At 65.4% G+C, this 18,945-nt stretch carries 15 protein-coding genes; 11 read left to right on the top strand and 4 right to left on the bottom strand.

Annotated elements, in window-relative coordinates; translation table 11 throughout:
• Positions 1-83 precede the first annotated feature (83 nt).
• Entirely contained in the window at positions 84-2,339 is a 2,256-nt protein-coding gene (locus tag CAG33_RS17950) for an Orn/Lys/Arg decarboxylase N-terminal domain-containing protein (RefSeq protein WP_085639812.1), read from the top strand.
• 14 nt (positions 2,340-2,353) lie between these two features.
• Positions 2,354-2,968, top strand: coding sequence for a GNAT family N-acetyltransferase (locus CAG33_RS17945; protein ID WP_085583566.1), 615 nt, complete (start codon positions 2,354-2,356; stop codon positions 2,966-2,968).
• On the opposite strand, the gene CAG33_RS17940 is transcribed toward CAG33_RS17945, so the two are convergent.
• On the bottom strand, positions 2,934-3,827 hold the full coding sequence (locus tag CAG33_RS17940) for a LysR family transcriptional regulator (RefSeq protein WP_085639809.1): 894 nt from the start codon (positions 3,825-3,827) through the stop codon (positions 2,934-2,936). The two genes, CAG33_RS17945 and CAG33_RS17940, sit on opposite strands and share 35 nt — an antisense overlap.
• Before the next feature lie 85 nt (positions 3,828-3,912).
• Positions 3,913-4,149, bottom strand: coding sequence for a hypothetical protein (locus CAG33_RS17935; protein ID WP_085583570.1), 237 nt, complete (start codon positions 4,147-4,149; stop codon positions 3,913-3,915).
• A 183-nt stretch (positions 4,150-4,332) separates the two neighbouring features.
• On the opposite strand from CAG33_RS17935, the gene CAG33_RS17930 reads away from it, so the two are divergent.
• Both CAG33_RS17930 and CAG33_RS17925 read left to right on the top strand, forming a co-directional pair.
• Positions 4,333-4,890, top strand: coding sequence for an NADPH-dependent FMN reductase (locus CAG33_RS17930; protein WP_085639805.1), 558 nt, complete (start codon positions 4,333-4,335; stop codon positions 4,888-4,890).
• 258 nt (positions 4,891-5,148) lie between these two features.
• Positions 5,149-6,432 (top strand): arsenic transporter, encoded by a 1,284-nt coding sequence (locus CAG33_RS17925; RefSeq protein WP_085583574.1) that lies wholly within the window; start codon positions 5,149-5,151, stop codon positions 6,430-6,432.
• 87 nt (positions 6,433-6,519) lie between these two features.
• Here the strand turns inward: CAG33_RS17925 and CAG33_RS17920 are convergent, their stop codons facing one another.
• Positions 6,520-7,470, bottom strand: coding sequence for a DUF1853 family protein (locus CAG33_RS17920; protein WP_085639802.1), 951 nt, complete (start codon positions 7,468-7,470; stop codon positions 6,520-6,522).
• A 113-nt stretch (positions 7,471-7,583) separates the two neighbouring features.
• On the opposite strand from CAG33_RS17920, the gene CAG33_RS17915 reads away from it, so the two are divergent.
• From CAG33_RS17915 to pepN, 6 genes are read left to right on the top strand one after another with little or no spacing between them, the layout of a single operon-like run.
• Positions 7,584-8,474, top strand: coding sequence for an NAD(+) kinase (locus tag CAG33_RS17915; RefSeq protein WP_085583578.1), 891 nt, complete (start codon positions 7,584-7,586; stop codon positions 8,472-8,474).
• A complete protein-coding gene (locus CAG33_RS17910) occupies positions 8,471-9,445 on the top strand; it encodes a metallophosphoesterase (protein ID WP_371857687.1) in 975 nt (324 codons plus the stop codon). Before CAG33_RS17915 ends, CAG33_RS17910 begins: the two co-directional genes overlap by 4 nt.
• Complete coding sequence (locus CAG33_RS17905; RefSeq protein WP_085583582.1) at positions 9,442-10,311, top strand: rhomboid family intramembrane serine protease; 870 nt, start codon at positions 9,442-9,444, stop codon at positions 10,309-10,311. Before CAG33_RS17910 ends, CAG33_RS17905 begins: the two co-directional genes overlap by 4 nt.
• Positions 10,312-10,344: 33 nt before the next feature.
• Entirely contained in the window at positions 10,345-10,605 is a 261-nt protein-coding gene (locus tag CAG33_RS17900) for a YeaC family protein (RefSeq protein ID WP_085583584.1), read from the top strand.
• On the top strand, positions 10,602-11,432 hold the full coding sequence (locus tag CAG33_RS17895) for a DUF2797 domain-containing protein (protein ID WP_085583586.1): 831 nt from the start codon (positions 10,602-10,604) through the stop codon (positions 11,430-11,432). Before CAG33_RS17900 ends, CAG33_RS17895 begins: the two co-directional genes overlap by 4 nt.
• A gap of 10 nt (positions 11,433-11,442) precedes the next feature.
• On the top strand, positions 11,443-14,100 hold the full coding sequence (pepN, locus tag CAG33_RS17890) for an aminopeptidase N (RefSeq protein WP_085583589.1): 2,658 nt from the start codon (positions 11,443-11,445) through the stop codon (positions 14,098-14,100).
• A gap of 203 nt (positions 14,101-14,303) precedes the next feature.
• On the opposite strand, the gene katG is transcribed toward pepN, so the two are convergent.
• Positions 14,304-16,571 (bottom strand): catalase/peroxidase HPI, encoded by a 2,268-nt coding sequence (katG, locus tag CAG33_RS17885; protein ID WP_085583591.1) that lies wholly within the window; start codon positions 16,569-16,571, stop codon positions 14,304-14,306.
• A gap of 327 nt (positions 16,572-16,898) precedes the next feature.
• On the opposite strand from katG, the gene CAG33_RS17880 reads away from it, so the two are divergent.
• Positions 16,899-18,929, top strand: coding sequence for a TonB-dependent receptor (locus tag CAG33_RS17880; RefSeq protein ID WP_085639799.1), 2,031 nt, complete (start codon positions 16,899-16,901; stop codon positions 18,927-18,929).
• The last annotated feature ends 16 nt before the right edge of the window (positions 18,930-18,945 follow it).

The following is an 18,945-nucleotide window of genomic DNA, read 5'->3' as shown; positions in this document are numbered from 1 at the left end:
GCCACCCTCGCAACAACGGCGTTGACCCTCTACCCTGAGGACATTGGCACGCTGCGCGCTGCCGCCTCAGGACTCTGGGCCCCATGTACAAAGATTTGAAGTTTCCGGTGTTGATCGTCCACCGCGACATCAAGGCCGACACGGTTGCCGGCGAGCGTATCCGGGGCATCGCCCGGGAGCTGGAGCAGGAAGGATTCAAGGTCGTTTCAGCCACGGACTACACCGAAGGCAGGCTGGTGGCGTCCACCCATCATGGCTTGGCGTGCATGCTGATCGCCGCCGAAGACGCCAGCACCAACTCGCATTTGCTGCACAACATGGCCGAACTGATCGGGCTGGCCCGGGTGCGGGCGCCGGAGTTGCCGATCTTCGCCTTGGGCGAGCAGGTGACCCTGGAAAACGCCCCGGCCGACGCCATGGCCGAGCTCAACCAGTTGCGCGGCATTCTCTACCTGTTCGAAGACACCGTGCCGTTCCTGGCTCGGCAAGTGGCGCGGGCGGCGCGCAAGTACCTGGACGGGCTGCTGCCGCCGTTCTTCAAGGCGCTGGTGCAGCACACCGCCGACTCCAACTATTCCTGGCACACCCCCGGCCACGGCGGTGGCGTGGCGTACCACAAGAGCCCGGTGGGGCAGGCGTTCCATCAGTTCTTCGGCGAAAACACCCTGCGCTCGGACCTGTCGGTGTCGGTGCCCGAGCTCGGTTCGCTGCTCGACCACACCGGTCCCCTGGCCGAAGCCGAAGCGCGGGCGGCGCGCAACTTCGGCGCCGACCACACCTTTTTCGTGATCAACGGCACCTCGACCGCCAACAAGATCGTCTGGCATTCGATGGTCGGGCGCGATGACCTGGTGCTGGTGGATCGCAACTGCCACAAGTCGGTGCTGCACGCGATCATCATGACCGGTGCGATTCCGCTGTACCTGTGCCCGGAGCGCAATGACCTGGGGATCATCGGCCCCATTCCCCTGAGCGAGTTCAGCCGCGAGTCGATCCAGGCCAAGATCGACGCCAGCCCGCTGACCCAGGGGCGCGAGCCGAAGGTCAAGCTGGCGGTGGTCACCAACTCCACCTACGACGGCTTGTGCTACAACGCCGAGCTGATCAAGCAAAGCCTGGGCAACAGCGTGCAGGTGCTGCATTTCGACGAGGCCTGGTATGCGTACGCCGCGTTTCACGAGTTCTTCGCCGGCCGCTATGGCATGGCCACCTCCCGCAGCGCCGACAGTCCGCTGGTGTTCACCACCCATTCCACCCATAAACTGCTCGCGGCGTTCAGCCAGGCGTCGATGATCCATGTCCAGGACGGCGGGGCGCGGCAGTTGGACCGCGACCGTTTCAACGAAGCGTTCATGATGCACATCTCGACGTCGCCGCAGTACAGCATCATCGCGTCGCTGGATGTGGCGTCGGCGATGATGGAAGGGCCGGCCGGGCGTTCGCTGCTGCAGGAAACCTTCGACGAGGCCTTGAGTTTCCGCCGGGCGCTGGCCAACCTGCGCCAGCACATCGCGGCCGATGACTGGTGGTTCTCGATCTGGCAACCGCCGGGCGTCGAGGGTACCGACCGGGTGAAGACCGAGGACTGGCTGCTGCAGCCCGAGGCCGACTGGCACGGGTTCGGCGAGGTCGGCGACGATTACGTGCTGCTCGACCCGATCAAGGTGACGTTGGTGATGCCCGGCCTGAACGCCGGCGGCGCCTTGAGCGAAAGGGGCATTCCGGCGGCGGTGGTCAGCCGGTTCCTGTGGGAGCGCGGTCTGGTGGTGGAGAAGACCGGCCTGTATTCGTTCTTGGTGCTGTTTTCCATGGGCATCACCAAGGGCAAGTGGAGCACGTTGCTGACCGAGCTGCTGGAGTTCAAGCGCAGCTATGACGCCAACGTCAGCCTCGCCACCTGCCTGCCGTGCGTCGCCCAGGAAGATGCGGTGCGCTACCGCGGCATGGGCCTGCGCGACCTGTGCGATCAATTGCATGGCTGCTACCGCACCAACGCCACGGCCAGGCACCTCAAGCGCATGTACACCGTGCTGCCGGAGGTCGCCATGAAGCCGGCCCACGCCTACGACCAACTGGTGCGCGGCGAGGTCGAGGCCGTGCCCATCGATGAGTTGGAAGGGCGGGTGGCGGCGGTGATGCTGGTGCCTTACCCGCCGGGCATCCCGTTGATCATGCCGGGCGAGCGCTTCACCGAGGCCACCCGTTCGATCATCGAATACCTGAAGTTTGCCCGCACGTTCGATGCAAGCTTCCCCGGTTTCGTGGCTGATGTGCATGGACTGCAACATGACGACCATGGCAACGGACGGTCGTACACCGTCGATTGCGTCAAGGAATGAGGACGTACAACCCTATGCAAGCGCTTATGAACCCGAAACATCCCGGCCTGTCGGTGCGGGTCGCCGACGACGGCTTTGCCGCGTACATCTGGGGCAGCGACTTCAGCTTCGAGGTCAGCGCCTACGGCGCCGCCGAGATCGGCCGGCCTGTGGCGGCGTGGGCCGTGACGCCGATCGTGCCGTACCGCAAGTGCTACGGCATCGACCCTGAAGAATTCAGCAGCTACCGCGACGCCGCCGACAGCGAAATCTTCATGGCCTACCTGGGCGACGAGCCGGTCGGTCATCTGGTGGTCAGCACCAACTGGAACGGCTTCGCCCATATCGACGAATTGGCGGTGCATGCCCCGGCGCGGCGCCACGGCGTGGCCAAGGCATTGCTGGATGTGGCGCAGTTCTGGAGCCGCAAGAAGAAACTGCCGGGCATCATGCTCGAAACCCAGAACAACAACCTCGGCGCCTGCCGGCTGTACGAGCGTTGCGGCTACGTGATCGGCGGCATCGATCACCTGCGCTACCGCGGCATCGACCCGAACACCGCCGAAGTGGCGCTGTTCTGGTATCGATTGTTCGATAATCCGCTGGAAGGGCCGGTCAGCCCGCCAACATCGCCTCGGCTTGTTCCGTGACGAGGGCGAGCAGCGTCTGGATGGCCGCCGGCGACGGGGCGTGCCGGTAGGTCAGGGCGTAAAGGCTGACCGGCACCGCCGGCGACAGCGGGCAGGCATCGAGGCCGGCGGCACGGGCGCCGAGGGCGGTGAACGGGTCGACGATGGCCAGGCCTTCGCCGGCCTCGACCATGCTGCGCATCATCTGGTGGGTCTGCACCCTGGTGCGGATGCTCGGCGCCGGACGCAGCGCCTGGAGCTTGTGCTCCAGCGCGGGGCTCAGCGGATCCTGGCCCTCCAGGCCGACCATCGCCTGGCCGGCCAGATCCGGCAGGGAAACGTACTTCTGCTTCGGCTGCAGCCAGCCGTGGGGCGCCAGCAGCTGAAGCTTGCCTTGGGCCAGCGCCTGGCAATGGATGTCGGGGTGTTCGGGATCGTGCAGGCTCAGGCCCAGGTCGCATTCGCGCAGCAGCAGGCGGCGGACGATGTCGCGGGTCGGTTCGCTGAACAGGGTGCAGGGGGCGTCCGGCAGGCGTCGGCGCAGGGCGGCGAGGCTTTGCGGCAGCAGTTGCTGGGCCAGCGGCGGTGTGCCGGTGATCCGCAGGGGCGGGGCGAGGTACTGGCGCAGGCTGTCGGCCAGACGCTGCACCGGCTCCAGCGCTTCGTAGATGTGGCCGATCTCGACTTGCAGCGCCTTGGCTTCCGGGGTGGCCTGGAGCCGTCCGCGAACGCTGGCGAACAGCATGAACCCCAACTCGCTCTCGGCCTCGCGCAATCGCGCTTCGACCTCGGCCGTCGACAATTGCAGCCATTCGGCCGCGGTGCCTGCATGGCCGGTCTGCAGCAGCGCCTGAATCACTTCGATATGACGTAAACGCATGCGGCAAGTCCATGTCCGGCGGTTGGGGTCAGTGGCTGAATCCTACCCCAACTCGGCACGGAAGACTTCTGCTCATAACGGCCGGTTATGAAGCGATGACGGAATCGGGTTCGCGGATCAGGGTGATGCCGGATTGCACCAGCAGGAATTCGTTTTCGTCGATCTTGTTGATGCGATCGCCGATCGCCAGCTTGTAGGTGGTGACGGGCTCCGTGCCGGTGAGTCCGTCTGCCGACGGGTTGGATTCCTGGTACTCATGCACGGAATAAACGCGGCCTTCCGCATCTCTTGCATGGAACTGACCGACGAGTACTGCTGCCATCTGTTTAGAACCTCTGGAGATAAAACGCTGGATTGACGGCTGGGTAGACCGTCATCGGGCGCGGTAAGTTTTCCTACAGGAAAAAAATAATGCGAGCACCGGGATTTCCCGGCCGTCTGGTGAAAACGCCGACGGATCATCTATAACTACAGGCTCCTCCCACGGACAGTCGAGAGTCTTCCCATGAGCAATGTCTACAACGTCGCAGTAGTGGTCGGCAGCCTCCGCAAAGCGTCGCTCAACCGCAAGGTGGCCTTGGCCCTGGCGGGGCTGGCGCCGGCGAACCTCAAACTGAACATTGTCGAAATCGGCGATCTGCCGCTTTACAACGAAGACATCGACGGTGATTCGCCGCCGGCAGCCTACAGGACTTTCCGTCAGCAAGTGGCTTCATCCGACGCAGTGCTGTTTGTCACCCCGGAATACAACCGTTCGGTGCCGGCGCCGCTGAAGAACGCCATCGACGTCGGTTCCCGGCCTTACGGCAAAAGCGTCTGGAGCGGCAAGCCGGGGGCGGTGATCAGTGTTTCGCCCGGCGCCATCGGCGGTTTCGGCGCCAACCAGCATCTGCGCCAGTCTTTCGTGTTTCTCAATGTGCCGTGCATGCAACAGCCTGAAGCCTACCTGGGCGGCGCCGGCTCGGCGTTCGACGAGGCGGGCAAGCTGAATGAGTCGGTGCGGCCGTTCCTGCAGGGGTTCATCGATGCCTACGGGCAGTGGGTGGAGCAGCACAAGAAGTGATTTGGCGGCCGGACTGACGGGGTAGCCTTGATGTCTTGCGGCGCCCCGGCTGACGCCATCGCCAGCAGGCTGGCTCCCACAATGTTCTGCGATGAATGCAAACGCTGCGTCCAACGGAGATACCTGTGGGAGCCAGCCTGCTGGCGATGGCGTCTTGTCATTCACAACCGATGTGAATGACCGACCGCTCCCGCAGGCTTTTTTCCTGTCCCACATTCGGGCATTGTCCGCGTTTCCATTTCATGAAGGCTTTCGCGGATGCTGGCTGCGTCATTGATATTCCTGCTGACCATCACACTGGTGATCTGGCAGCCCAAAGGCCTCGGCGTCGGCTGGAGCGCGACGTTCGGTGCGGTGCTGGCGCTGCTGTTCGGCGTGGTGCACCTGTCTGACATACCGCTGGTGTGGCAGATCATCTGGAACGCCACCGGCACGTTTGTCGCGCTGATCATCATCAGTCTGTTGCTCGACGAAGCCGGGTTCTTCGCCTGGGCCGCGTTGCACGTGGCGCGCTGGGGGCGGGGCAGCGGGCGCAAGCTGTTCGCGTTCATGGTGCTGCTCGGCGCGCTGGTGTCGGCGCTGTTCGCCAACGACGGCGCGGCGCTGATCCTCACGCCCATCGTGATCTCGATGCTGCTGGCGCTGCGGTTTTCCCCTGCCGCGACCCTGGCGTTCGTGATGGGGGCGGGCTTCATCGCCGACACCGCGAGCCTGCCGCTGGTGGTGTCGAACCTGGTCAACATCGTTTCCGCCGACTTCTTTCACATCGGCTTCAACCGCTATGCGGCGGTGATGGTGCCGGTCAACGTCGTGAGCGTGGCCGCGACGCTGGGCATGCTGCTGTGGTTCTTCCGGCGCGACATCCCCAAGGCCTACGACCCCGAGCAACTGGAACGCCCGGAAACGGCGATCCACGATAAACCCACGTTCTACGCCGGATGGGCGGTGCTGCTGATCCTGCTGGCGGGCTGCTTCGCCCTCGAACCGCTGGGCATTCCGATCAGTTTCATTTCCGCCGCGTGCGCCGCGCTGCTGCTGGCCATCGCCGCCCGCGGGCATCGGATCTCCACGCGCAAGGTGATGAAAGAGGCGCCCTGGCAGATCGTGATCTTCTCCCTGGGCATGTACCTGGTGGTCTACGGCCTGCGCAACGCCGGGCTCACCGGCTACCTGGCGGGCTGGCTCGACGTCTTCGCCGGGCACGGCGTATGGGGCGCGGCGCTGGGCACCGGGGTGCTGACGGCGTTGCTGTCGTCGATCATGAACAACCTGCCGACGGTGCTGATCGGCCTGCTGTCCATCGACGCCAGCCAAGCCACAGGCGTGGTGAAGGAGGCGATGGTCTACGCCAACGTGATCGGCAGCGACCTGGGGCCGAAGATCACCCCGATCGGCAGCCTGGCGACCTTGCTCTGGCTGCATGTGCTGGCGCGCAAGGACATCCGCATCGGCTGGGGGTACTACTTCAAGGTCGGCATCGTGCTGACGGTGCCGGTGCTGCTGGTGACGTTGGCGGCGCTGGCCGTTCGGCTGTCGCTGTAACCGCGTCGGCCCCATCGTCAGCAGGCTGGCTCCCACATAGGGATGTCTGTGGGAGCCAGCCTGCTGGCGATGGGCACGCCGCCGGCCTCAAGCCTGGCCCGGCACGTTCGGCCACAGGTCGGACACCAGGAACAACCGCTCGGCCTCTTCCCATTCGCCGCGGGCGTTTTCGGTCAGGCGCACCATCAGCTGCGCCGGGGCCAGCGGTTCCAGCGCATCGAGCCAGGCTTGGAGATGGCCGTTGCTCCAGGTCTGGTCCGCCGGATAGTGGGCCGGCGCCAGCCAGGCGTGGCGGGGCAGGGGTTGCCAGCGTCCGGCGGGCCGCTGTGCGACGAACGCCGGCCAGTCTTTCTGGTGCAGCCAACTGCCGCGCAAGTGCTGCGGATGGGCACCGTCGGGCGGTTGGGATTCTCCGGGCCACGGATACAGCAGATAACCGCCGAGCCACAATTGCGCGCTGAACGGCCCGACATCCAGCGCCGCCAGCGCTTCGCGGCTTTCCGGCCGGGCGGAGATCGGCAGCTGATGCTCGCTCAGGTGCGCCAGCTTGCGGTCCAGCCGGTCATGGCAGCCGGGCCCCAGCCACTGCGCCGGATCCTGGCCGCCGCCGTTCTGCGGGCCGAGGTAGAGCTTGATCGCCAGTTCCAGGTGGTGCACGCCGTCACGGTCGCGCAGCAGCATGTCCAGTTCGCCCAGGGTGTGGCCGTCGCGGCGGATCGGCAGGTTGGCGGCGATCAGTTCGATGCCCGGCGCGTGCTCCACGGCAAACTGCCACAGCCGTTCGTAATACAGGCCCAGCCGCCGGGTGCGGGCCTGGGACAGCCAGTGCAGCAGGCCGTAGCTGTCGCGGTCGAGCCGGCGCAGCCAGTGCTCCAGCCGTTCGGGATCGCTCACCCAGTCGCTGGCGGCCAGCGGATGGCGCTGCGGCCACGGCGTGGCGGCCAGCATCGGCGGGGCGAGGATCACCCACGCCAGATCGCGCACCTCAGGGTGGCGCAGGCGGTGGGGCAACTGGAGCAAATCGGGAAATAGGATCATCTTGCGAGCATAGCCCCAAACGCGGGTACGCCCTTGTGGCTGAAAGGATTTTGTCTATGCGCCGCTTTCGCCCATAATCGTGCTTTTCGCCGCATCCCCCCCGCAGGAGTCCCATGGAGCAATTTCGCAATATCGGCATCATCGGTCGCCTGGGCAGCTCCCAGGTGCTGGATACCGTCCGCCGACTGAAACGCTTTCTGCTCGATCGCCACCTGCACGTGATCCTCGAAGACACCATCGCCGAAGTCCTGCCGGGCCACGGCCTGCAGACGTCCTCGCGCAAGATGCTCGGCGAGGTCTGCGACATGGTCATCGTCGTCGGCGGCGACGGCAGCCTGCTCGGCGCCGCCCGGGCGCTGGCCCGGCACAACATACCGGTGCTGGGGATCAACCGCGGCAGCCTCGGCTTCCTCACCGACATCCGCCCCGACGAGCTGGAGGTCAAGGTCGCCGAAGTGCTCGACGGCCACTACCTGGTGGAGAACCGCTTCCTGCTCCAGGCCGAAGTGCGCCGCCACGCCGAAGCCATCGGCCAGGGCGATGCGCTGAACGACGTGGTGCTGCACCCCGGCAAGTCGACGCGGATGATCGAGTTCGAGCTGTACATCGACGGCCAATTCGTCTGCAGCCAGAAGGCCGACGGCCTGATCGTCTCCACGCCCACCGGCTCCACGGCCTATGCGCTGTCCGCCGGCGGCCCGATCATGCATCCCAAGCTCGACGCCATTGTGATTGTGCCGATGTACCCCCATACCTTGTCCGGGCGGCCCATCGTGGTCGATGGCAACAGTGAGCTGAAAATCGTCGTGTCCAAAGATATGCAGATCTACCCGCAAGTGTCCTGCGACGGGCAGAACCACTTCACCTGCGCGCCGGGCGACACCATCACCGTCAGCAAGAAGGCGCAGAAGCTGCGCCTGATCCATCCGCTGGACCACAACTACTACGAAGTCTGCCGCACCAAGCTCGGCTGGGGCAGCAGGCTGGGTGGCGGAGGCGAGTGATGCTCGATCCTGCGCGAAGTTACGACCTGATCGGTGACGTGCACGGCTGCGCCCTGACGCTGGAGCATCTGCTGGACCGGCTCGGCTACCACAAGCAGGGCGGCGTCTGGCGGCATCCGTCGCGCATGGCGGTGTTCGTCGGCGACATCATCGACCGCGGCCCGCGGATCCGCGAGGCGCTGCACATCGTCCACGACATGGTCGAGGCCGGCCAGGCGCTGTGCATCATGGGCAACCACGAATTCAACGCCCTGGGCTGGAGCACGCCGGCGCTGCCCGGCAGCGGCAAGCAGTTCGTGCGCGAGCACACGCCGCGCCACGCGCGCCTGCTGCACGAGACCCTGACCCAGTTCGAGCAGCACCCGCACGACTGGCACGACTTCCTGCAATGGTTCTACGAACTGCCGCTGGTGGCGGACGCCGGGCGTTTCCGCGTGGTGCACGCCTGCTGGGACGCCGGCATGATCGAACCGTTGCGCGGCCTGTTCCCCGATGCGCGCATTGACGAACACTTCCTCCAAGCCTCGGCCGTGCCGGGCAGCTTCGCCTGCACCGTGTTCGACCGCCTGCTGCGCGGCACCGACATGCGCCTGCCGGACGGCCTGACGATGACCAGCGGCGACGGCCTGGTGCGTTCGTTCTTCCGCACCAAGTTCTGGGAGGACGATCCGCAGACCTACGGCGACATTGTGTTCCAGCCCGACGCGTTGCCGGAGCCGGTGGCGCAGAAGCCTTTGACCTCGAGCGAGAAAAACAGCCTGCTGCGCTACGGCATCGATGAGCCTTTGCTGTTCGTCGGCCACTACTGGCGCAGCGGCAAGCCGGCGCCGATCCGGCCGAACCTCGCCTGCCTGGACTACAGCGCGGTGCTCTACGGCAAGCTGGTGGCCTATCGCCTGGATCAGGAAACCCGCCTCGATCCGCACAAGTTCGTTTGGGTCGACGTCGAGCGGCCGGAGGTGCTGCGATGAGCGCGGTGGCGGTATTGCGTCTGCCCCTGGCGGCGGACCTGAGCGGCTTCGTCAAACTGCTGCAGCGCATGCAGGTGCCCCACCGCGTCAGCGAAGAGGCGGGCGAGCAGGTGCTGTGGGTGCCGGCGGAGATCAGCGACGACGTGCGCTCGCTGTACGAGCGCTTCCCGGCCGGCGACCCCGACCTGCAATTGGACATCCCGGCGGGGCAGCCCCTCAGCCGTCCGGGCTTCGTCGAACAGCTGAAGTACGCCAAGGCCACGGCGTCCGTCCTGCTGCTGACGTTGATCGTCGCCGCGCTGACCCTGCTGGGCGACAACCTCGACACGATGCGCTGGCTGACCTTCCTCGAATTCCGCGTGGTCGGCGAGTACATCCAGTTCACGCCGCTGGCGGACAGCCTCGCGGCGGGGCAGTGGTGGCGGCTGGTCACGCCGATGCTGATCCACTTCGGCATCCTGCACCTGGCCATGAACGGCATGTGGTACTGGGAGCTGGGGCGGCGCATCGAGTCGCGCCAGGGCGGCGTCAACCTGATCGGCCTGACGCTGCTGTTCAGCCTGGTGTCGAACTTCGCCCAATACCTGTTCAGCGGCCCGACCCTGTTCGGCGGACTGTCCGGCGTGCTCTACGGCCTGCTCGGGCACTGCTGGATCTTCCAGCTGCTGGCGCCGAACCCGGCCTACCGCCTGCCGCGCGGCGTGCTGGTGATGATGCTGGTGTGGCTGCTGGTGTGCCTGTCCGGGCTGGTCTCGGCCATCGGCTTCGGCCAGATCGCCAACGCCGCCCACGTCGGCGGGCTGTTCATCGGATGCTTCACCGGCCTGTTGGGCGGTTTGTACAACCGCCGTAAACTGGCCGCCTGAACCGTTTACTGGAAAAAGAGACCGGAGACCCTGATGTCCTCTTTCAACGAAATGATCAAAAACATCACCCCGGACATCTACCGCAGCCTGAAGCTGGCGGTGGAGATCGGCAAGTGGTCGGACGGCAACAAGCTCACCGCCGAGCAGCGCGAACTGTCGCTGCAGGCGATGATCGCCTGGGAGATCCAGAACCTGCCCGAGGAAGAGCGCACCGGTTACATGGGCCCGCAGGAATGCTCGTCGAAGTCGATCGAAGTGCCGAACATCCTGTTCAAGTCGGACGCCATCCATTGATCGAGATCGGCCGCGGTTCCATCAGCAAGATGTCGGCGCGCCTGGACGGGGCCGACGTGCAGTACGCGTTTCGTCTGGACGGCGTCGAGGTGCCGGTCAACCCGTTGATCGGCAGCACGCTGCGTCTGGAGTACCTGGGGGCGATCCACTGCACCCATTGCGGACGCAAGACCAAGACCAGCTTCAGTCAGGGCTACTGCTACCCGTGCATGACCAAGCTGGCCCAGTGCGACGTGTGCATCATGAGCCCGGAGCGGTGCCACTACGATGCCGGCACCTGTCGGGAGCCCGAGTGGGGCGAAAAATTCTGCATGACCGACCACGTCGTGTACCTGGCCAACTCCTCCGGGATCAAGGTCGGCATCACCCGCGCCACCCAGCTGCCGACCCGCTGGCTCGACCAGGGCGCCAGCCAGGCGCTGCCGATCCTGCGTGTCGCCACCCGCCAGCAGTCGGGGTTCGTCGAGGATCTGCTGCGCACCCAGGTGGCGGACAAGACCAACTGGCGCGCCTTGCTCAAGGGCGATGCCGAGGCGGTGGACCTGGTGCAGGTGCGCGACCGGCTGTTCGACAGCTGCGCCGAAGGCCTGCTGGGCCTGCAGCAGCGATTCGGCCTACAAGCGATTCAGAAAGTTACCGACGTACAACCGCTGGAGATCCGCTATCCGGTGGAGCAATACCCGGCCAAAATCGTCAGCTTCAACCTGGACAAGAACCCGATTGCCGAAGGCACCCTGTTGGGGATCAAGGGCCAGTACCTGATCTTCGACACCGGCGTGATCAACATTCGCAAGTACACGGCCTACCAGCTCGCCGTGCATCAATAAGGACGCCAGCATGCGCACCGAACAACCGAAGATGATCTACCTGAAGGACTATCAGGCGCCCGAGTACCTGATCGACGAAACGCACCTGACCTTCGAGTTGTTCGAGGATCACAGCCTGGTGCACGCGCAACTGGTGATGCGCCGCAACCCGGCCCGCGGCCCGGGCCTGCCGCCGCTGGTGCTCGACGGCCAGCAGCTGGAGCTGCTGTCGGTGACCCTGGCCGACCAGGAACTGGGCGCCGCCGACTACCAACTGACCGACAGCCACCTGACCCTGCACCCGGCCAGCGAGACCTTCACGGTCGACACCAGCGTGCGCATCCACCCGGAGAGCAACACCGCGCTGGAAGGCCTGTACAAGTCCGGCCGCATGTTCTGCACCCAGTGCGAGGCCGAAGGGTTCCGCAAGATCACCTATTACCTCGACCGCCCGGACGTGATGAGCAAGTTCACCACCACCGTGGTGGCCGAGCAGCACAGCTACCCGGTGCTGCTGTCCAACGGCAACCCGGTCGCCTCGGGCCCCGGCGAAGACGGCCGGCATTGGGCGACCTGGGAAGACCCGTTCATGAAGCCGGCCTACCTGTTCGCGCTGGTGGCCGGTGACCTGTGGTGCGTCGAGGACAGCTTCACCACCATGAGCCAGCGCACCGTGGCGCTGCGCATCTATGTCGAGCCGGAAAACATCGACAAGTGCCAGCACGCCATGAACAGCCTGAAGAAGTCCATGCGCTGGGACGAAGAGGTCTACGGCCGCGAGTACGACCTGGACATCTTCATGATCGTCGCCGTGAACGACTTCAACATGGGCGCCATGGAGAACAAGGGCCTCAACATCTTCAACTCCAGCGCCGTGCTGGCCCGCGCCGAGACCGCCACCGACGCCGCGCACCAGCGGGTCGAGGCCATCGTCGCCCACGAGTACTTCCACAACTGGTCGGGCAACCGCGTGACCTGCCGCGACTGGTTCCAGCTGTCGCTCAAGGAAGGCTTCACCGTGTTCCGCGACGCCGGTTTCTCCTCGGACATGAACTCGGCCACGGTCAAGCGCATCCAGGACGTGGCGTACCTGCGCACCCACCAGTTCGCCGAAGACGCCGGCCCCATGGCCCACGCCGTGCGCCCGGACAGCTTCATCGAGATCTCCAACTTCTACACCCTCACCGTTTACGAGAAGGGCTCGGAAGTGGTCGGCATGATCCACACGCTGCTGGGTGCCGAGGGCTTCCGCAAGGGCAGCGACCTGTACTTCCAGCGCCACGATGGCCAGGCCGTGACCTGCGACGATTTCGTCAAGGCCATGGAGGACGCCAACGGCGTCGACCTGACCCAGTTCAAGCGCTGGTACAGCCAGGCCGGCACGCCGCGCCTGGCGGTGAGCGAGTCCTACGACGCCGCTGCGAAGACCTACAGCCTGACGTTCCGCCAGAGCTGCCCGGCGACCCCGGACAAGGTCGAGAAGCTGCCGTTCGTGATCCCGGTCGAGCTGGGCCTGCTGGACAGCCAGGGCAACGCCGTCGCGCTGCGCCTGGCGGGCGAAGCCTCGGCGCAGGGCACCTCCCGGGTGATCTCGGTGACCGAGGCCGAGCAGACCTTCACCTTCGTCGACGTCGCCGAGCAGCCGCTGCCTTCGCTGCTGCGCGGCTTCTCCGCGCCGGTGAAGCTCAGCTTCCCGTACAGCCGCGACCAGCTGATGTTCCTGATGCAGCATGACAGCGACGGCTTCAACCGTTGGGATGCCGGTCAGCAACTGTCGGTGCTGGTGCTGCAGGAACTGATCGCCCAACAGCAGAAGGGTGAGCCCCTGGTGCTGGATCCGCGCCTGGTGTCGGCCCTGCGCACCGTGCTGGCCGACGAGTCGCTGGACCAGGCCATGGTCGCGGAGATGCTGTCGCTGCCGAGCGAAGCCTACCTGACCGAGATCAGCGAGACGGCCGACGTCGACGCGATCCACACCGCCCGGGAGTTCGCCCGCCGGCAACTGGCGGACAACCTGTTCGAAGCGCTGTGGCTGCGTTACCAGGCCAACCGCGACCTGTCGAAGAAGACGCCGTACGTGGCCGAAGCCGAGCACTTCGCCCGCCGTGCGCTGCAGAACATCGCGCTGTCGTACCTGATGCTCAGCGGCAAGCCTGAGGTGCTCGCCGCCACGCTTGAGCAGTTCGACACCTGCGACAACATGACCGAACGCCTGACGGCGCTGGCCGTGCTGGTCAACTCGCCGTTCGAGGAGCAGAAGGCCAAGGCCCTGGCCACGTTCGCCGAGCACTTCAAGGACAATCCGCTGGTCATGGACCAGTGGTTCAGCGTGCAGGCCGGCAGCACCTTGCCGGGCGGTCTGGCCCGGGTGAAGGCGCTGATGCAGCACCCGGCGTTCAGCATCAAGAACCCGAACAAGGTACGTGCGCTGATCGGCGCGTTCGCCGGGCAGAACCTGATCAACTTCCACGCGGCGGACGGTTCGGGCTATCGCTTCCTGGCGGACCTTGTGATCGAACTGAACGCGCTCAACCCGCAGATCGCTTCGCGGCAACTGGCGCCGCTGACCCGCTGGCGCAAATACGACAGCGCCCGTCAGGCGCTGATGAAGGGCGAACTGGAGCGGATCCTCGCGTCCGGCCAGCTGTCCAGCGATGTGTATGAAGTGGTGAGCAAGAGCCTGGCCTGAGGTAGATGTGGGGCTGGCCAAGAGCCGGCAACCCCACAAAACCCTGTGGGAGCCCGGCCTGATGTGGATGTGGGGTTGATCCAGGTGCCGGTCACTCCACAGAACCCTGTGGGAGCTGGCTTGCCAGCGATGACGTCTGACCAGGCAATGCGTCAGTGTCTGTCATCGCGGGCAGGCCCGCTCCCACCGGCTTTGGCTTGACGCTATTTCAGGTCAAACCGGTCCAGCTCCATCACCTTGCTCCACGCTGCCACGAAGTCCTTCACAAACTGATCCTTCGCATCGGCACTGGCGTACACCTCGGCCAGCGCACGCAGCTGCGCGTTGGAGCCGAACACCAGATCCACCCGGGTCGCGGTCCATTTCACGTTGCCGGTCTTGCGGTCCTTGCCTTCGAACTCATCGGCGGCTTTCGACGTCGGCGCCCATTCGACGCCCATGTCCAGCAGGTTGCGGAAGAAGTCGTTGGTCAAGGTGCCGGGACGGTCGGTGAACACGCCATGCTTGGTTTGGCCGGCGTTGGTGTCCAGCACCCGCAGGCCGCCGAGCAGCACGGTCATCTCCGGCGCCGACAGGGTGAGCAGTTGCGCCTTGTCGATCAGCAGCGCTTCGGCCGATACCCGGTACGTGGCCTTGGCGTAGTTGCGGAAGCCGTCGGTGTGCGGTTCAAGGAAACCGAAGGAGTCCACGTCTGTCTGGTCTTGCGTGGCGTCGGTGCGGCCGGGCGAGAAGGGCACGGTGACCGAATGCCCGGCATTTTTCGCCGCTTGTTCGACGCCGGCATTGCCGGCCAGCACGATCAGGTCGGCGAAGGAGATTTTCGTGCCGCCGTGGCTGTCGTTGAACTGATTGCGGATGCCGTCGAGTGTCGCCAGCACCTTGGCCAGTTGCTCGGGCTGGTTCGCCGCCCAGAACACCTGAGGCGCCAGGCGCAGACGCCCGCCGTTGGCGCCGCCGCGCTTGTCAGAGCCGCGGAAGGTGGATGCGGCGGCCCAAGCGGTGGAGACCAACTGCGACACCGTGAGCCCTGAGGCGAGCACTTTGCTCTTGAGCTCGGCGATTTCGCTGTCGCCCACCAGCGGGTGATCGACCGCCGGGATCGGATCCTGCCAGAGCAGTTCCTCGTTGGGATTTTCCGGACCGAGGTAACGGGACAGCGGGCCCATGTCGCGGTGGATCAGCTTGTACCAGGCCCGGGCGAAGGCGTCGGCCAGTTGATCGGGGTTGGCCAGGAAGCGCCGCGAAATCTGCTCGTAGGCCGGGTCGAAGCGCAGGGCCAGGTCGGAGGTCAGCATGGTCGGGTCACGGCGTTTGCCGGGGTCGTGGGCATCGGGAATGGTGCCGGCGCCGGCGCCGTTCTTCGGTTTCCACTGATGGGCGCCGGCGGGGCTCTTGGTCAGTTCCCATTCGTAGCCGAACAGGTTCTCCAGGTAGTTGTTGCTCCATTTCGTCGGCGTGGTGGTCCAAGTCACTTCCAGGCCGCTGGTGATGGCGTCGCCGCCCTTGCCGGTGCCGAAGGTGCTTTTCCAGCCCAGGCCCTGCTGCTCAAGGCCTGCCGCTTCCGGTTCCGGGCCGACATGGTCGGCGGGGCCGGCGCCGTGGGTCTTGCCGAACGCGTGGCCGCCGGCGATCAGGGCCACGGTCTCTTCGTCGTTCATGGCCATGCGGCCGAAGGTTTCGCGGATGTCCTTGGCCGATGCCACCGGGTCGGGATTGCCTTCAGGGCCTTCCGGGTTGACGTAGATCAGGCCCATCTGCACGGCGGCCAGCGGGTTTTCCAGATTGCGCTCGCCCTGGTTGGTGCGGCTTTCCTCGCTGCCGTGGATGGCCGGTTCGGCCACCAGGGTGCCGTCGCCCGGCGGCTGCACGTCCGGGCCTTTGCCGTAGCGGTTGTCGCCGCCGAGCCAGGTGGTTTCCGAACCCCAGTAGACGTCTTCATCGGGTTCCCAGACGTCCGGGCGGCCGCCAGAGAAGCCGAAGGTCTTGAAGCCCATGGACTCCAGCGCGACGTTGCCGGTCAGCACGATCAGATCGGCCCAGGAGATGTTGCGGCCGTACTTTTGCTTGATCGGCCACAGCAGGCGCCGGGCCTTGTCGAGGCTGACGTTGTCCGGCCAGCTGTTGAGCGGTGCGAAGCGCTGCTGGCCGGAGCCGGCGCCGCCGCGGCCGTCGGCGGTGCGGTAGGTGCCGGCGCTGTGCCAGGCCATGCGGATGAACAGCGGGCCGTAGTGGCCGAAGTCGGCCGGCCACCAGTCCTGGGAGTCGGTCATCAGCGCCGTCAGGTCGCGTTTGAGGGCCTGGAAGTCCAGGCTCTTGAAGGCCTTGGCGTAGTCGAAGTCCTTGCCCAGCGGATCGGACTTGGGCGAATGCTGGCTGAGGATCTTCAGGTTCAGTTGATTGGGCCACCAGTCGCGGTTCGTCGTGCCACCGCCGGCGGCGTGATTGAACGGGCATTTCGATTCGTTTGCCATGTCCGGGTCCTTATCAGGTCTTCTGCGGCCGGCTCGTGCCGACTTCGGACTAGTAAGGCTAGTCCCGACTCCGGCAGTCGGCTAATAGGCCGACTATTGGAGGCCGATAGGGGAAAGCTTTCAGGTCTTTACGGGGTGATGCGCCGTGTTGATACGTGGGATGCACCCGCGAGAACCGCGTGGTTGAGCGGTTGCCGCATCTCGGCTGGCAGAACAGTGATGGCAAATAGAAATGTTATTGTATAACATTAATTTTGTTTCATCCTGTCTCGGCGTGTCGTCCATGACTGCCGGCGACGTTCACTCTTCTGTCTATGGAATCCAGAAATGTCTGCCCGTCCTCTCCCTTGGCGCCTGACGCCCCTGGCCGCTGCGCTGCTGTTCGCATCGCCCCTGGTCGCCGCCGACCCCCTCGAACTGCAACCGCAGGTCATCACCGCCAACCCGCTGGGCAGCCAGACCCTCGCAGCGCCGTCGACGGTGCTGTCCGGCGATGACCTGACGTTTCAGCAGAAGGGCAGCCTCGGCGAAACCCTGAACAAGCAACCGGGCGTTTCATCGTCGTACTTCGGCCCCGGCGCGAGCCGGCCGATCATCCGGGGTCAGGACGGCGACCGCATCCGCATCCTGCGCAACGGCGTCGGCGCGTTGGACGCCTCGTCGCTGTCCTATGACCATGCGGTGCCGCTGGATCCGGTCAACGTCGAGCGCGTCGAGATCGTCCGTGGCCCGGCGGCGCTGCTGTACGGCGGCAGCGCCATCGGCGGGGTGGTCAACACCTTCGACAACCGCATTCCCACCGAAGCCATCGACGGCATTCACGGTGCCGCCGAGTTGCGCTACGGCGGCGCCGACACCACCCGCAGCAGCGCCGGCAAGCTGGAGGCGGGCAATGGGCAATTTGCGTTGCACGTAGACGCCAGCGCCCGGGAGTTCAACGACCTGAAGATCCCCGGCTACGCCAAGACCGGTCGTGAACGCGCCGACGATGACGGTGATGCGAAAAAGCACCGTCTGGCCAACAGCGACGGTCGCCAGGACGGCGGCGCGGTGGGGAGTTCCTACACCTGGGACGACGGTTATGCCGGTCTTTCCTACAGCCATTACGATTCGAACTACGGCTCGCCCGCCGAAGACGACGTGCGCATCCGCATGCAACAGGACCACTACGCCTTTGCCTCGGAAATCCGCAACCTGGACGGCCCCTTCAGTTCGGTGAAGTTCGACGCCGGCTACACCGATTACGAACACCGGGAAATCGAAGGCGGCGAAACCGGCACCACCTTCAAGAACAAAGGCTACGAAGCGCGGGTCGAAGCCCGGCACCAGCCGCTGGGGCCGCTCAACGGTGTGATCGGCGCCCAGGTCAGCCGCAATGAATTCTCTGCGCTGGGCGAAGAAGCGTTCGTGCCGCAGACCGACACCAACGCCGGCGCGCTGTTCCTCCTGGAGGAACTGCAAGCCACGGACCGGTTGCTGCTGACCCTGGGCGGACGCCTGGAACACACCACCGTCGACCCCGACGCCAAAGGCAAGGAGCGTTTCGCCGAGGCCGGCCGCTCCAGCAACTTCACCGCCGGCAGCCTGTCGTCCGGTGCGGTGTACACCCTGACGCCTGTCTGGTCGGTCGCCGCGACCCTGGGCTACACCGAACGGGCGCCGACGTTCTACGAGCTGTATGCCAACGGCGCCCACGTGGCTACCGGCACCTACGAGGTCGGCGATGCCGGCCTGTCGAAAGAGAAGGCGGTGTCCAGCGACCTGGCGCTGCGTTTCGACAACGGCACCCACAAGGGCAGCGTCGGTGTGTTCTACAGCCACTTCTCCAACTACATCGGCCTGTTGAGTACCGGTCGCACGCTCAATGATGAAGGCGAACAAGACGCCGACGGCATGCCGGAGTACGCCTATTCGGGCGTGCGTGCGCGCTTCAGCGGAATCGAGGCGCAGGATCGCTGGGAGCTCGGCGAAAACGCCTACGGCAAATTCGCCCTGGAGTTGTCCGGCGACTACACCCGGGCGAAAAACCTCGACACCGGCCAAGACCTGCCGCGCATCGCGCCGCTGCGCCTGAACAGCGGGCTGGTCTGGAGCCTGGACCGTTGGCAGGCGCGGCTCGATGTCGAGCACGCCAGCTCGCAGCACCGCGTGCCGGACAACGAAAGCCGAACTGACGGCTACACCACGCTGGGGGCCAATGTGGGTTACAACTTCGATGTCGGCCGGAGCAAATGGCTGGCCTTCGTCAATGCCGAGAACCTGACTGACCAGACCGTACGCTACGCCAGTTCGATCCTGCGCGACATTGCGCCGGCGCAGGGGCGCAGCATCCAGGTGGGGTTGCGCACCACGTTCTGATCCACGGATCCGCCGA

Origin of the sequence: Pseudomonas sp. B3(2017), from assembly GCF_002113595.1 — a bacterium.
Lineage (GTDB): Bacteria > Pseudomonadota > Gammaproteobacteria > Pseudomonadales > Pseudomonadaceae > Aquipseudomonas > Aquipseudomonas ekonensis.
The sequence above is the reverse complement of the archived record's forward strand: the minus strand, read 5'-3'. Positions and strand labels throughout refer to the sequence as shown.